The organism is Streptomyces sp. NPDC007872, assembly GCF_042868165.1.
GTDB lineage: Bacteria > Actinomycetota > Actinomycetes > Streptomycetales > Streptomycetaceae > Streptomyces.
On sequence record NZ_JBIAEA010000003.1, the window covers coordinates 649,981 to 661,649 of the forward strand.

At 74.4% G+C, this 11,669-nt stretch carries 12 protein-coding genes; 5 read left to right on the forward strand and 7 right to left on the reverse strand.

Going from position 1 to position 11,669, the window contains the following annotated elements:
- Positions 1-61: 61 nt before the first annotated feature.
- Together ACFYNX_RS13385 and ACFYNX_RS13390 are read right to left on the reverse strand one after the other, a co-directional pair.
- Positions 62-883 (reverse strand): S-methyl-5'-thioadenosine phosphorylase, encoded by an 822-nt coding sequence (locus tag ACFYNX_RS13385; protein WP_388661080.1) that lies wholly within the window; start codon positions 881-883, stop codon positions 62-64.
- Positions 876-2,294 (reverse strand): glycosyltransferase 87 family protein, encoded by a 1,419-nt coding sequence (locus ACFYNX_RS13390; protein WP_388661082.1) that lies wholly within the window; start codon positions 2,292-2,294, stop codon positions 876-878. Before ACFYNX_RS13390 ends, ACFYNX_RS13385 begins: the two co-directional genes overlap by 8 nt.
- Before the next feature lie 113 nt (positions 2,295-2,407).
- Here ACFYNX_RS13390 and ACFYNX_RS13395 point away from each other — a divergent pair, with 113 nt between their 5' ends.
- A complete protein-coding gene (locus tag ACFYNX_RS13395; RefSeq protein WP_388661550.1) occupies positions 2,408-3,577 on the forward strand; it encodes a molybdopterin-dependent oxidoreductase in 1,170 nt (389 codons plus the stop codon).
- Positions 3,574-3,996: a hypothetical protein gene (locus ACFYNX_RS13400; RefSeq protein ID WP_388661084.1), complete on the forward strand. Its 423-nt coding sequence runs from the start codon at positions 3,574-3,576 to the stop codon at positions 3,994-3,996. The genes ACFYNX_RS13395 and ACFYNX_RS13400 overlap by 4 nt, the downstream gene beginning before the upstream one ends.
- Here the strand turns inward: ACFYNX_RS13400 and ACFYNX_RS13405 are convergent.
- Genes ACFYNX_RS13405 through ACFYNX_RS13415 form a run of 3 tightly spaced genes read right to left on the reverse strand, consistent with a single transcriptional unit; the run spans position 3,969 to position 5,934 of the window.
- Complete coding sequence (locus ACFYNX_RS13405; RefSeq protein ID WP_388661086.1) at positions 3,969-4,631, reverse strand: class I SAM-dependent methyltransferase; 663 nt, start codon at positions 4,629-4,631, stop codon at positions 3,969-3,971. The two genes, ACFYNX_RS13400 and ACFYNX_RS13405, sit on opposite strands and share 28 nt — an antisense overlap.
- Positions 4,628-5,260: a DUF2064 domain-containing protein gene (locus tag ACFYNX_RS13410; RefSeq protein WP_388661089.1), complete on the reverse strand. Its 633-nt coding sequence runs from the start codon at positions 5,258-5,260 to the stop codon at positions 4,628-4,630. The genes ACFYNX_RS13405 and ACFYNX_RS13410 overlap by 4 nt, the downstream gene beginning before the upstream one ends.
- Positions 5,257-5,934, reverse strand: a complete 678-nt coding sequence (locus ACFYNX_RS13415) for a glycosyltransferase family 2 protein (protein ID WP_388661092.1) — start codon at positions 5,932-5,934, stop codon at positions 5,257-5,259. Before ACFYNX_RS13415 ends, ACFYNX_RS13410 begins: the two co-directional genes overlap by 4 nt.
- 135 nt (positions 5,935-6,069) lie before the next feature.
- On the opposite strand from ACFYNX_RS13415, the gene ACFYNX_RS13420 reads away from it, so the two are divergent.
- Both ACFYNX_RS13420 and ACFYNX_RS13425 read left to right on the forward strand, forming a co-directional pair.
- Entirely contained in the window at positions 6,070-6,801 is a 732-nt protein-coding gene (locus ACFYNX_RS13420; RefSeq protein ID WP_388661095.1) for a response regulator transcription factor, read from the forward strand.
- Entirely contained in the window at positions 6,798-7,910 is a 1,113-nt protein-coding gene (locus tag ACFYNX_RS13425) for a sensor histidine kinase (RefSeq protein WP_388661098.1), read from the forward strand. Before ACFYNX_RS13420 ends, ACFYNX_RS13425 begins: the two co-directional genes overlap by 4 nt.
- Positions 7,911-7,919: 9 nt before the next feature.
- Here the strand turns inward: ACFYNX_RS13425 and ACFYNX_RS13430 are convergent, their stop codons facing one another.
- Both ACFYNX_RS13430 and ACFYNX_RS13435 read right to left on the reverse strand, forming a co-directional pair.
- The gene (locus ACFYNX_RS13430; RefSeq protein WP_388661101.1) at positions 7,920-8,981 is read right to left on the reverse strand and encodes an NAD-dependent epimerase/dehydratase family protein; all 1,062 of its coding nucleotides are present in this window, start codon (positions 8,979-8,981) and stop codon (positions 7,920-7,922) included.
- 211 nt (positions 8,982-9,192) lie between these two features.
- Entirely contained in the window at positions 9,193-10,683 is a 1,491-nt protein-coding gene (locus tag ACFYNX_RS13435; RefSeq protein WP_388661552.1) for a SulP family inorganic anion transporter, read from the reverse strand.
- Between the two features lie 422 nt (positions 10,684-11,105).
- Between ACFYNX_RS13435 and ACFYNX_RS13440 the strand changes: the two genes are divergently transcribed.
- The gene (locus ACFYNX_RS13440) at positions 11,106-11,516 is read left to right on the forward strand and encodes a MerR family transcriptional regulator (RefSeq protein ID WP_388661104.1); all 411 of its coding nucleotides are present in this window, start codon (positions 11,106-11,108) and stop codon (positions 11,514-11,516) included.
- Positions 11,517-11,669 lie beyond the last annotated feature (153 nt).

Genomic DNA, 11,669 nt, shown 5'->3' on the forward strand with positions numbered 1-11,669 from the left:
CGGCGCTCCTCTTCTCGTTCTCGACTTCACCGTCTGATCGTCGTTCTCGGACACGGTCTCCTCACGGCAGCTCGAACGGAAGGTCCATTCCGTCGAGTGCGGTCGCGCAGGCGCATCCCCTCTCGTTCTCCATGCCGCGGACGGTACGGAGGACGAGGTCCTTCAGTCGCCGGACGTTCGCCGAGAACGCCTCGAACACCTCGTGCTGCGAGACGCCTTCCCCGTGCTCCACCCCGGCGTCGTAGTCGGTCACCAGGGCGACGGAGGTGTAGCAGAGCGCGAGTTCCCGTGCGAGCACCGCCTCGGGGTGCCCCGTCATGTTGACCAGCGACCACCCCGCGGAGGCGAACCACCGCGACTCCGCCCGGGTCGAGAAGCGGGGACCCTCCACGACGACCATCGTCCCGCCGTCGTGGACCTCCTCCCCGCTCTCGCTCCCCGCCTTGAGGACGGCGGTCCGTCCGCGCTCGCAGTACGGGTCCGCGAAGGAGACGTGCACCGCGCCGTGGTCGTAGTACGTCTGCGCGCGCCCCGTCGTGCGGTCGACCAACTGGTCGGGGACGACCAGGGCGCCGGGGCCGAGGTCGTCGCGCAGGGATCCGACGGCGCAGGGCGCGAGGACCTGCCGGACGCCCAATGAGCGGAGGGCCCACAGGTTGGCACGGTGGTTGATGCGGTGGGCGGGGAGGGCGTGCGTGGCTCCGTGCCGCGGGAGGAAGGCCACCCCGCGCTCGTCCACGGTGCCGATGGTCACGGCGTCGGAGGGCCGGCCGTACGGGGTGTCCACCTCGACGCGGTGCGCCGGGTCCAGCAGTTCGTAGAAGCCGCTTCCGCCGATGATCGCGATGTCGGCCGTCGGGTTCCCGCCGGGTCGTTCATGCATGGTGTCGTGTCTCCGTGATGGGGGCGGCCGGTTCGTCACGCGGCCGAGGTCGTGGTCGTGCCGGATCAAGTCCCGGGCGGTCCGGGCGTCGTCGTGCCCACCGGCCCGCGCAGACCGCGGCCGTCGCGATGCCGTAGGCCGTGGTGGCCGCCCCGTACCCCGCCAGAGGAACCGCGAGGTAGGCGGTGGCACCGGCGAGGGCCACGCCCAGCCACTCCCAGCGGCCGTCGAGGGCGACGAGCGCGACCAGGAGGAGGGCGTACCAGGAGTAGCCGGGGGTCAGCAGGAGGAAGGCGGTGCCGGTGGTCACCAGGGCGCCGCGCCAGGGGCGTTCGGGGTCTCCGCGCCACCAGACCGCGAGCGCCACGACCGTCATGACCAGGGCTACGGCGGGCACCGCCCACGCGTCGGGCAGGACGAGCCGGAGCAGGGCGTACCGGCCGCCCGCGCCCGCGTCGTCGTACCCCTCCTCCCGGGCGTAGCCGCCCAGGTACCCGAGGACGGATCCCCGGGAGAGCAGGACGTACGGCAGGTACAGCGCCCCGACGGTGACGGTCACCGGCACCAGGGCGGCCAGGATCGTGCGCGGCCGTCTTGCGCCCGACAGCGCTCCCGGCACCAGCAGGGCCGGCAGCATCTTCGTGGCGACCGCCAGGCCGAGCAGCACTCCCCCGGTGACGCGGCGGCGCGCCACGACGGCCAGGGCGGCGACGGAGAGGAGGACCGCGAGGACGTCCACGTGGGCGTTGTTGACGGCTTCGACGGGGACGGCCGGGCACCAGGCCCACAGGGCGGCCCCGCGGGGATCGCCCCGGCGGCGGGTCATCACGACCAGCAGGCCCGTGACGGCCAGCGCGAGCAGGGCGGCGGCGGTCTGGAGGGCCTTGTGGCGGACGCCGTCCGGTGACAGGGCGTGGACCAGCAGGAACCAGACCTCGGCGGTCGGGGGGTAGACGGTGTGGACCGCGGGCCGGTTGATGCGGGTGCACCGGCCGTCGCCGAGCGGGGCGAGGTCGGTCTCGTTCCGCGCGCAGGTCGCGGCGTCGGGGAAGAGCCACCCGTCGCGCAGCCCGGCGAGTGCCGGGTCGTCCGGCGCGTGGTCGTACGGGGAGACTCCGGACGCCTGTACCCGCCCGTCCCACGCGTACCGGTAGGAGTCGGTGCTCGTGGCCGGTGCCGCCGTCAGGCCGGTGGCGGTGACCGCGATCGCCCCGGCGACGAGGAGGGGGACGACCGAGCGGCCGGGGACCCGGCGCAGGACGGCGACCGCCGCCGCGAACAGCGCCCACGCCCCCGCGTAACCGGCGAGGAGACCGGCGCCGCGCGCGTTCCCGTGCAGGAGGACGACGAGGAGGGCGGTCAGGGCCGCGAGCAGCAGGGCGGCGACGGCGGCGGGACGGTGGCGGATCACCCACGCAGCCTGACAGCGCGCGGGGCCGGTGGGGAGTCGACCCGGCGGGACGTTCGAGTTCCGTAAGGTGTCGAATCGTCCGTACGGCTCCTCGTGGATGTGTCATGGACCGCATGACCTTCCGCGTGCCCAGACCTCCGAGCCGGGCGCCGTCCGCGCTGCGGCCGCCGTCCTTCAACGGCCGGCTGCACGACGCCAGGACGGCGACGGCCGTCGGCCGGTGGCTCGGCGCCGCCTTCGGCGTCTGCCTGCTGACCGGTCTCGTCAGCCACTACCTCCAGCATCCGCCGGGATGGCTCGCCGACCGCCTTCCCGCCCGGCCGGTGTGGGGCTACCGGCTCACCCAGGGTCTGCACGTGGCCAGTGGCATCGCCGCGCTCGTGCTGCTCCCGGTGAAGCTCTGGGCGGTGTACCCGCGTCTGTTCACGTGGCCGCCGGTCCGGTCCGTACGGCATGCTCTGGAGCGCCTGTCGATCGCCGTCCTGGTGGCGACCGCCGTCTTCCAGGTGGTGACGGGGCTGCTCAACATCGTCGAGTGGTACCCGTGGTCGTTCTCCTTCGTGCCGGTGCACTTCGCCGTCGCCTGGGTCGTGACCGGCTCGATCCTGCTGCACGTCGCCGTCAAGGCGCCCGGGATCGGGGCCCATTGGGGCAGACGCTCCGAGGGGACGCGGGCGTTGCCGGCCGGGGACGTCACCGACCGGCGTTCGCTGCTCCTCGCCGTGGGCGGGGCGGTCGGTGTGGTGACGCTGACGACGGTCGGCCAGTCCGTCACTCCCCTGAAGGCGTTCGACCTGCTCGCGCCCCGCAGTCCCGACCACGGGCCCCAGGGGCTGCCGGTCAACCGGACCGCCGCAGCGGCGGGCGTCGCGGCCGACGGCCTGGGACGGTGGCGTCTGGAAGTGGTCGGCCCCCTGCCGTACGCCCTCGGCCTCGACGAGCTGCGGGCGATGCCTTCCGCGCGGGCCCGGCTGCCGATCGCCTGCGTCGAGGGCTGGAGCGTCGACGCGGAGTGGGAGGGGGTACGGGTGCGGGACCTGCTGGAGAGGGCCGGCGGGCGGCCGGGCCGGAACGCCCTGCGGGTGACCTCCCTGGAGGCGCGGGGCGCCTACCGGGTGATGGAGATGGGCGCGGAGTACGCGGACGATCCGCTCACCCTCCTCGCCCTCGCGCTCAACGGGCAGCGCCTCTCCCTCGACCACGGCTTCCCCGCCCGGATCATCGCGCCCAACCGGCCCGGGGTCCTGCAGACCAAGTGGGTGCACCGCCTGGAGGTGCTGTGAACCCGTATCGGGTGCTGCGTTACGCGGTCGGCGGTCTCGGCGTCGGCCTGATCGTCCTGGGGGCCCGGCTGGTGGCCGCCGAACCGGCTTCCGGCGACGTACTGGTGTGGCTGGCCGGAGCCCTCGTCGTCCACGACGGTCTCCTCGCCCCACTGGTCCTGGCCGTCGGCCTGCTGATCGCCGGACGGTCCGAACGGGGGTTGTGGCGCGGGGCGCTGGTGATCGCCGGCAGCGTGGTCCTGGTGACGCTGCCGCTCCTCCTGCGGCCCGGTCCGCCGCCCAACCCGTCGGCGCTGCCGCTCCCCTACGGGCGCAACCTTGTGATCGTGCTGGCGGCCGTGGCCGTGGGAGCGGTACTGCTGCGCCTCGTGCGCCTGTGGCGGCAGCGGTCTCAGCGGCGGACCGGTACGGACGGCTGAGGAACGAGGGACAGGAAGGCGCGCCCCGCGGCCGTCCAGCTCTCGGTCACGACCCAACCGGCCCTCTCCGCCCGGGCGGAGAGGGCCCGAACGCCCACCCGGGCCCAGGGGAACGGCTCTCCCCGGCCGCCGCGGCCGTCGTCGACCCGCACCTCGCAGCGCTCGTCGACGTCGACCGGCGCGCACTCGGCGAGGACACGGCCGGTGCGGGAGACGATCCGGCGCAGCCGCCGCAGCAGACGGACCGGATCGCCTCCGATCCCGATGTTCCCGTCGATGAGCAGGGCCGTGTCCCAGCGGCCCTCCTCGGGCAGCGGTTCGAAGACCGACCTGCACAGGGCCGTGCCGCCGACCTTCTCCGTACGGGACACCGCCTCCGGGCTGACGTCGATGCCCAGGGCCCGGCGTCCGTCGGCGGCGAGGGCGGCGACGAGCCGCCCGGGACCGCAGCCGATGTCGAGGACCCGGTGGCCACAGCGTTCCAGGACGGACCGGTCCGCGGCGTCCGGCGCCTCGCACCAGCGCTCGACCTCCAGGGGCAGCAGCCAGCCGTCGTCCCGCCGCAGGAACAGCGGTCCCCGTCCGGTGCGCAGGGCGTCGGTGTACGGATCGGAGCGCCAGGCCGTCGTGGTCACGAGACCGCCCCCGCCGTCGAAGCGGTCAGGCGGGCGTGCCGGGCCGCGAAGCGGGTGCCCGGCGCCCCGGCCGCGACGTGCCGGGCGTCCCGCGCGGTGTCCACGTCGCGCAGGACGGGCAGGAGGCCGACGCTCAGTCCGGCCGCCCGCAGCCGTGCGTACTGCACGGCTCCGGTGTCGGGGCGGGACATCGGGACGCCGAGCAGGAGGGCGGGATCGGGAGCGGCGAGGCCGAGGGCCCAGAAGCCCCCGTCGGCGGCGGGGCCGAACCAGGCGTCGTGGGCGTCCCGGCACAGGGCGGGGGCGAGGAGCTCCGGGGTGAGCTGCGGGGTGTCCATGCCGATGAGGAGCGCCGGACCGTCGCAGGCGGCGAACGCGGCGGCGAGCCGGACGTCGAGTCCGCCCGCCGTCTGGGGGACGACGTGGAAGCCGGGCGGCAGCCACGGTCCCGGCGCGCCGTCGAGCACGAGGACGTGCCGGTCCGCCGGGACGCGCGCCGCGGTGGCGAGCGTGTCCGCGAGGGCCGCCTCGGCGAGGGAGGCCGCCTGCTCCGGAGTGAACGGAGGCGTGAGCCGCGTCTTCACTCGGCCGGGCAGCGGCTGCTTCGCGATGACCAGGAGGGTGGTCACGGGCGGACACCTCCGACGGCGACGGGCGCGTCGAGCACGCGCCTCATGTCGTTCACGGCCTGCCAGGTGCCCTTCCAGGTGCCGGTGACCTTCGAGCGGCCCGCCCGGGGCAGGTAGGGCACGTCCACCTCGCGCACGCGCCAGCCCGCGTCGGCGGCCCGCACCACCATCTCCAGCGGGTAGCCGCTGCGCCGGTCCGAGAGGTCCAGCTCCAGGAGGGCTTCGCGACGGGCCGTGCGCATCGGTCCGAGGTCGCGCAGCCGCAGTCCGGTGCGGCGTTTCAGCAACCAGGACAGGGCGGTGTTCCCCGCCCTGGCGTGGGCGGGCCAGGCGCCGCGCGCGGTGGGGCGGCGGCGGCCGAGGAGCAGGTCGGCGGAGCCGTCGGCCACGGAGCGGACGAGGCCGGGCAGCAGGGCGGGATCGAGGGAGGCGTCGCAGTCGCAGAAGCACACGAACTCGGCTTCGGCGGCGAGCAGCCCGGCCTGGCAGGCGGCGCCGAACCCGCGCTGGGACTCGTGCACGACGGTGGCCCCGAGGTCGGCGGCCAGCGCGGCCGAGCCGTCGGTGGAGCCGTTGTCGACGACGACGGCCCGCCACCCGGCGGGAATCCGGGACAGGACCCAGGGGAGGGCCTCGGCTTCGTCGAGGCAGGGCAGGACGACATCTGCGGTCATGGGTGTCACAGGTCTCACCGTAGGAACCGCGGACGGCCTCCAGGCCCTTTCACTCCTTACGAAACGCGGACGTCGGTCCGTGTACCCCCGGGTGGGCGTGGCCGTCGGCGGTGCGCGGGTGCGAGGGTGGGCGCCATGAGCGAGCACGACGCCCCGACCGCACCCGCCCGGATCCTGGTGGTGGACGACGACCCCACCGTGGCCGAGGTGGTCGGCAGTTACCTGGAGCGGGCGGGGTGCTCCGTCGAGCACGCCGCCGACGGCCCCGACGCGCTGCTGCGGGCGGAGCGGCGGTGGCCCGACCTGGTCGTGCTCGACCTGATGCTGCCCGGCCTGGACGGCCTGGAGGTGTGCCGGCGGCTGCGGGCCCACCGGCCCGTGCCGGTGATCATGCTGACGGCCCGCGGCGACGAGGACGACCGGATCACCGGCCTGGAGGTGGGCGCGGACGACTACGTCACCAAGCCGTTCAGCCCGCGCGAACTGGTGCTGCGGGTCGAGTCCGTGCTGCGGCGGACGCGTAGGGCCGCCTCCCCGGCGGAGACGGGCCCCGTGCTCCGCGCCGGGGACATCACCGTGGATCCCGCGACCCGCCGCGCCACCCGGGCGGGGCGGGAGCTCTCCCTCACCCTGAGGGAGTTCGACCTGCTCGCGTACTTCCTGGGCCGCCCGCGCGCGGTGCACAGCAGGGAGGAGCTGATGCGGGAGGTGTGGGGCTGGGACTTCGGCGACCTGTCCACCGTCACGGTCCACGTGCGCCGTCTCCGCGCCAAGATCGAGGACGATCCTGCCCGGCCCCGGTTCGTCCGGACCGTGTGGGGCGTCGGTTACAGCTTCGAACCGGAGCAGGAGGGGGAGGCGGCGTGAAGGACGTCCTGCTCATCGCCCTCTTCGCGTTCGCGGGGGCCGGCTGCGCCGGGCTCGCGGGCGCGGCGCTCCTCCGGCTCGTGCGCCACCGCTCGGTCGCGGTCTCCCTGACCGTGGTCGCCGCCGTCACGGTGACGGCGATGCTCGCCGGCACGCTGGCCGTCGCCCGAGCGATGTTCCTGTCCGCCCACGACCTGTGGGTCGTGACCGTCGTCGCCGCCATGGCCGCCCTCGTCTCACTGGCCGTCGCGCTCCTCCTCGGGCGGTGGGTGGTGGCCCGCAGCCACGCCCTGACGAAGGCGGCGCGGGACTTCGGCGACGGAGGGAGCTTCTCCGCCCCCGGCGGTGCCGCCACCGCCGAACTCGCCGCCCTCACCGTCGAACTGGCCGCGACGAGCGCCAAGCTGGACGAGTCCCGTCGGCGCGAGCGCGCCCTGGAGGCGTCCCGGCGGGAGCTGGTCGCCTGGATCTCCCACGATCTGCGCACCCCGCTCGCCGGCCTGCGGGCCATGGCCGAGGCGCTGGAGGACGGCGTGGCGGCCGATCCCGCCCGCTACCACCGGCAGATCCGCACCGAGGTCGAACGCCTCACCGCCATGGTCGCCGACCTCTTCGAGCTCTCCCGCATCCACGCGGGCGCGCTCGCCCTCGCCCCGAGCCGCCTGTCCGTCCACGACCTGGTCGGCGACGCGCTCGGCGGCGCCGACCCGCTCGCCCGCGAGCACGGCGTGCGCCTGTCGGGAGAGGCGGTCCAGGCGGTGCCCGTCGAGGTGGACGGCAAGGAGATGACCCGTGTCCTGGCCAACCTCCTCGTCAACGCCATCCGCCACACCCCGCCCGACGGCACGGTGGCGGTGGCCGCCGAGCGGCGCGCGGACACCGTCGTCCTGTCCGTCACCGACGGCTGCGGGGGCATCCGGGACGAGGACCTGCCCCGGGTCTTCGACACCGGCTGGCGGGGTACCGAGGCGCGCACCCCGCCCGCCGGCGCGGGCCTGGGGCTGGCGATCGTGCGGGGCATCGTCGAGGCCCACGCGGGCAGCGCGGAGGTGCGCAACGTCCCCGGAGGGTGCCGTTTCGAGGTCACCCTCCCGGCCGCCGCGGGCTGAGCGCCCCGTTCAGCCCACGGCGGCGGAGGCCCGCTGTCCGGCGCGGGCGAACTCCGTCATCCCCTCGGCGAAGCCGACCTCCGGCCGCCAGCCGAGGTCGTGCCGCAGCCGGGCCGAGTCGGCCGTGACGTGCCGGACGTCCCCGAGCCGGAACTCCCCCGTCACCACCGGTTCCGGGCCGCCGTGGGCGCGGGCCAGGGCGGCGGCCATCTCCCCCACCGTGTGCGGCTCCCCGCTGCCGGCGTTGTACGGGGTGAGCGCCCCCGTCGGCAGGTCGTCGGCGGCTTCCAGCGCCAGTACGTCGGCGGCCGCGACGTCCCGCACGTGGACGAAGTCCCGGCGCTGTCCGCCGTCCTCGAAGACACGGGGTGCCTCGCCGCGCGCGAGGGCCGAGCGGAACAGGGACGCCACTCCCGCGTAGGGGGTGTCCCGGGGCATGCCCGGCCCGTACACGTTGTGGTAGCGCAACGAGACCGCCGTCCCGTCCACCGAGCGGGCCCAGGACGCCGCCAGGTGCTCCTGGGCCAGCTTCGTCGCCGCGTACACGTTCCGGGGGTCGGCCGGCGCGTCCTCCCGGACGAGTCCCGGGGCGAGTTCGGCACCGCACGCGGGGCACCGGGGCTCGAAGCGTCCCGCCGCCAGGTCCTCGGCGCGCCGGGGCCCCGGCCGTACGGGACCGTGGTGGGGGCAGTCGTACCGCCCCTCCCCGTACACGACCATGGAACCGGCGAGGACGAGGTGGCGCACGCCGCTCTCCGCCATCGCCGCGAGCAGGACCGCGGTCCCCAGGTCGTTGCAGCCGACGTAGTCCGGCGCGTCGGCGAAGTCCTTGCCCAGGCCGACCATGGCGGCCTGGTGGCAGACCGCCCGCACCCCGTCAAGGGCGGACCGCACCGCCCGCGGGTCCCTCACGTCGGCGTGCAGGAACTCCACGGGCGAGGGGTCCGGGGCGGCGGGGTGCGCGCCGGGCAGCAGCGCGTCCAGGACGACGGGCTCGTGGCCCGCCGAGAGCAGTGCGGTGACGATGTGCGAGCCGATGAACCCGGCTCCTCCGGTGACGAGTACGCGCATGCGACGACGTTAGGGGGCGATCGCCGTGCGGCGGGAGCTTCCGCGCCGTGCCGTAAGGGTTCCGTCATGGGGGCGGCCCTCCTCGCCGCTCCACCACCCCGTGTCCTGTCGTTCCTTCTGTACGTCGTCACGGTGCTGGTCGGCGTCGCCGCCGGGCCCGGAGCGGTGACGTCGCGGCACGCGGCCGGTGACGACCGGACCGGTCCGGTGCTCAGTGACCGGCGGCGAGTTCGCCGGTGAGCCTGCCGTGGAGGTCGGCGCTGGGGGTGTTGAGTCCGGTGATCTCGACGGTCTTGCCGCGCCGGGCGTACTTGGTCTCGATCGCGTCGAGGGCGGCGACGGAGGAGGCGTCCCAGATGTGGGCGGCGGACAGGTCGACGACGACCTTCTCCGGGTCGCCGGCGTAGTCGAACCGGCCGACGAGGTCGTTGGAGGAGGCGAAGAAGAGCTCCCCCGTCACGGTGTAGAGGACTCCGGTGCCGTCCGGATCGGTGCTCCTGGTGACGTCGGCGAGATGGGCGACGCGCTTGGCGAAGACGACCATGGCGGTGATCGAGCCGACGACGACGCCGACGGCGAGGTTGTGGGTCGTCACGACGGCCGCGACGGTGACGGCCATGACGGCGATCTCACCGGCGGGCATGCGCTTGAGGGTCTTGGGGGCGATCGAGTGCCAGTCGAACGTCGCGAAGGAGACCATGACCATGACGGCGACGAGGGCGGCCATCGGGATGTCGGAGACGACCGGTCCGAAGGCGACGCACAGCACCATGAGGAACGCGCCGGCCAGGAAGGTCGACAGGCGGGTGCGGGCGCCGGAGACCTTCACGTTGATCATCGTCTGGCCGATCATGGCGCAGCCGCCCATGCCGCCGAAGAAGCCGGTGACGATGTTGGCGATGCCCTGGCCGACGGACTCGCGCGTCTTGGAGGAGTGGGTGTCGGTGATCTCGTCGACCAGCTTCGCGGTCATGAGCGACTCCATCAGGCCGACCAGCGCCATCGCGAGCGCGTACGGCGCGATCGTCGCCAGGGTGTCGAGGGTGAACGGCACGTCCGGCAGGCCCGGCACGGGCAGGGAGGACGGCAGGTCCCCCTTGTCACCCACGGTCGGTACCGCGATCCCGGCGGCGACCGTGACGACGGTCAGGACGACGATGGAGACCAGTGGGGCGGGGACCACCTTGGTGACCTTCGGGAAGAACACCAGCAGCGCCAGTCCGGCGACGATCAACGGGTAGACGGCCCAGGGCACGTCCCGCATCTCGGGGAGCTGTGCCATGAAGATCAGGATCGCCAGCGAGTTGACGAAGCCGACCATCACCGAGCGGGGGACGAACCGCATCAGCTTCGCCACCCCGAGCGCGCCCAGGACGATCTGGAAGACGCCGGCGAGAATGACGGCGGCGATCAGGTGGCCCAGACCGTGCTCCCGGTTCAGCGGAGCGATCACCAGCGCGACCGCTCCGGTCGCGGCGGAGATCATCGCCCGTCGGCCGCCGACGATCGAGATCGTCACGGCCATGGTGAAGGAGGCGAACAGACCGAGCGCCGGGTCGACGCCGGCGATGATCGAGAACGAGATGGCCTCGGGGATCAGCGCGAGCGCGACGACCAGGCCGGCCAGCACCTCGGTGCGCCAGACCTTCGGGTCGGAGATCCAGTCGGGCTTCAAGCCGCGCGTGCGCGCGGCCGGGGACACTGCGGTGGTGGCGGAGGACAAGGGGAAGGGAACCTGTCGTACTCGGGCACGCCCCGTCTCACGGGCGGCGGGGACGTGCGGGAAGACGCGGAGGGGCCGGGTCGGCACCTCGCGGACGGCCCCGTCGGCACGAGCCGGAGGACCTGACGGAACGGAGCGGGCGGACACGAAGGCGCCGGGGCTCACGTCCGGGGACGAAGCGTCACGGCGGACAGGCGGCGCCGGGCGTCATGGGCTCGCGCACGCGTCTCTCCCGCAAGGACAAGAATCGGATCTTCGCCGGGTGGCGGCGACGGCCCCGGCACCACGGCGAGGGGCAGCGATGCACCGCTCCCGCCACGGGCAACTCTACCCTGACGTTAGAGTAGGCATCGCGGGCCCGGCGGGGCGACGCTCATGACGCGAGGGGCTGGAGCAGGGACGTGGACGGCAAGCACATGCAGATCGGCGAGGTCGCCGCGCGCACCGAGCTGTCCCTGCGCACCATCCGCCATTACGAGGAGACCGGTCTCGTCACCCCCTCGGCCCGCTCCCGGGGCGGCTTCCGCCTCTACACCGAGACCGACGTCGCCCGCCTCCTGGTCATCCGCCGCATGAAGCCCCTCGGCTTCGCCCTGGACCAGATGCGCGAGCTGCTGGACACCACCGACCGGCTCGACAGCGGCGACGAGTTCGGCCCGGACGAGTACGAGGTGCTCCTGGGGCGTGTACGCGCGTACGAGCGGGCCGCGGCGGAGCAGGTGGAGAGGCTGCGGGTCCGGCTCGCCCGCGCCGAGGACTTCGCCGCCACGCTCCGCGCGCGACTGCCCGAGCGGGAGCCGACCCGTCCCTGACCGTGCCCGGCGTCCGGCCGGTCTGGACGCGGTCGCCGACTTCGGGGAACGACCACGGCCGCCGGATGCGGCGCCCGAGGACACGGCCTCCACCGCAGCGCGCTCACGGCACGGAGGGGACGGACCCGGAGGCCGTGGAGGGGACGGCCCGCG

Excerpts from the sequence above, each read along its gene's own strand:
- ACFYNX_RS13385 (WP_388661080.1), bottom strand. The coding sequence starts at position 883 with ATGCATGAACGACCCGGCGGGAACCCGACGGCCGACATCGCGATCATC.
- ACFYNX_RS13395 (WP_388661550.1), top strand. The coding sequence starts at position 2,408 with ATGACCTTCCGCGTGCCCAGACCTCCGAGCCGGGCGCCGTCCGCGCTG.
- ACFYNX_RS13415 (WP_388661092.1), bottom strand. The coding sequence starts at position 5,934 with ATGACCGCAGATGTCGTCCTGCCCTGCCTCGACGAAGCCGAGGCCCTC.
- ACFYNX_RS13420 (WP_388661095.1), top strand. The coding sequence starts at position 6,070 with ATGAGCGAGCACGACGCCCCGACCGCACCCGCCCGGATCCTGGTGGTG.
- ACFYNX_RS13430 (WP_388661101.1), bottom strand. The coding sequence starts at position 8,981 with ATGCGCGTACTCGTCACCGGAGGAGCCGGGTTCATCGGCTCGCACATC.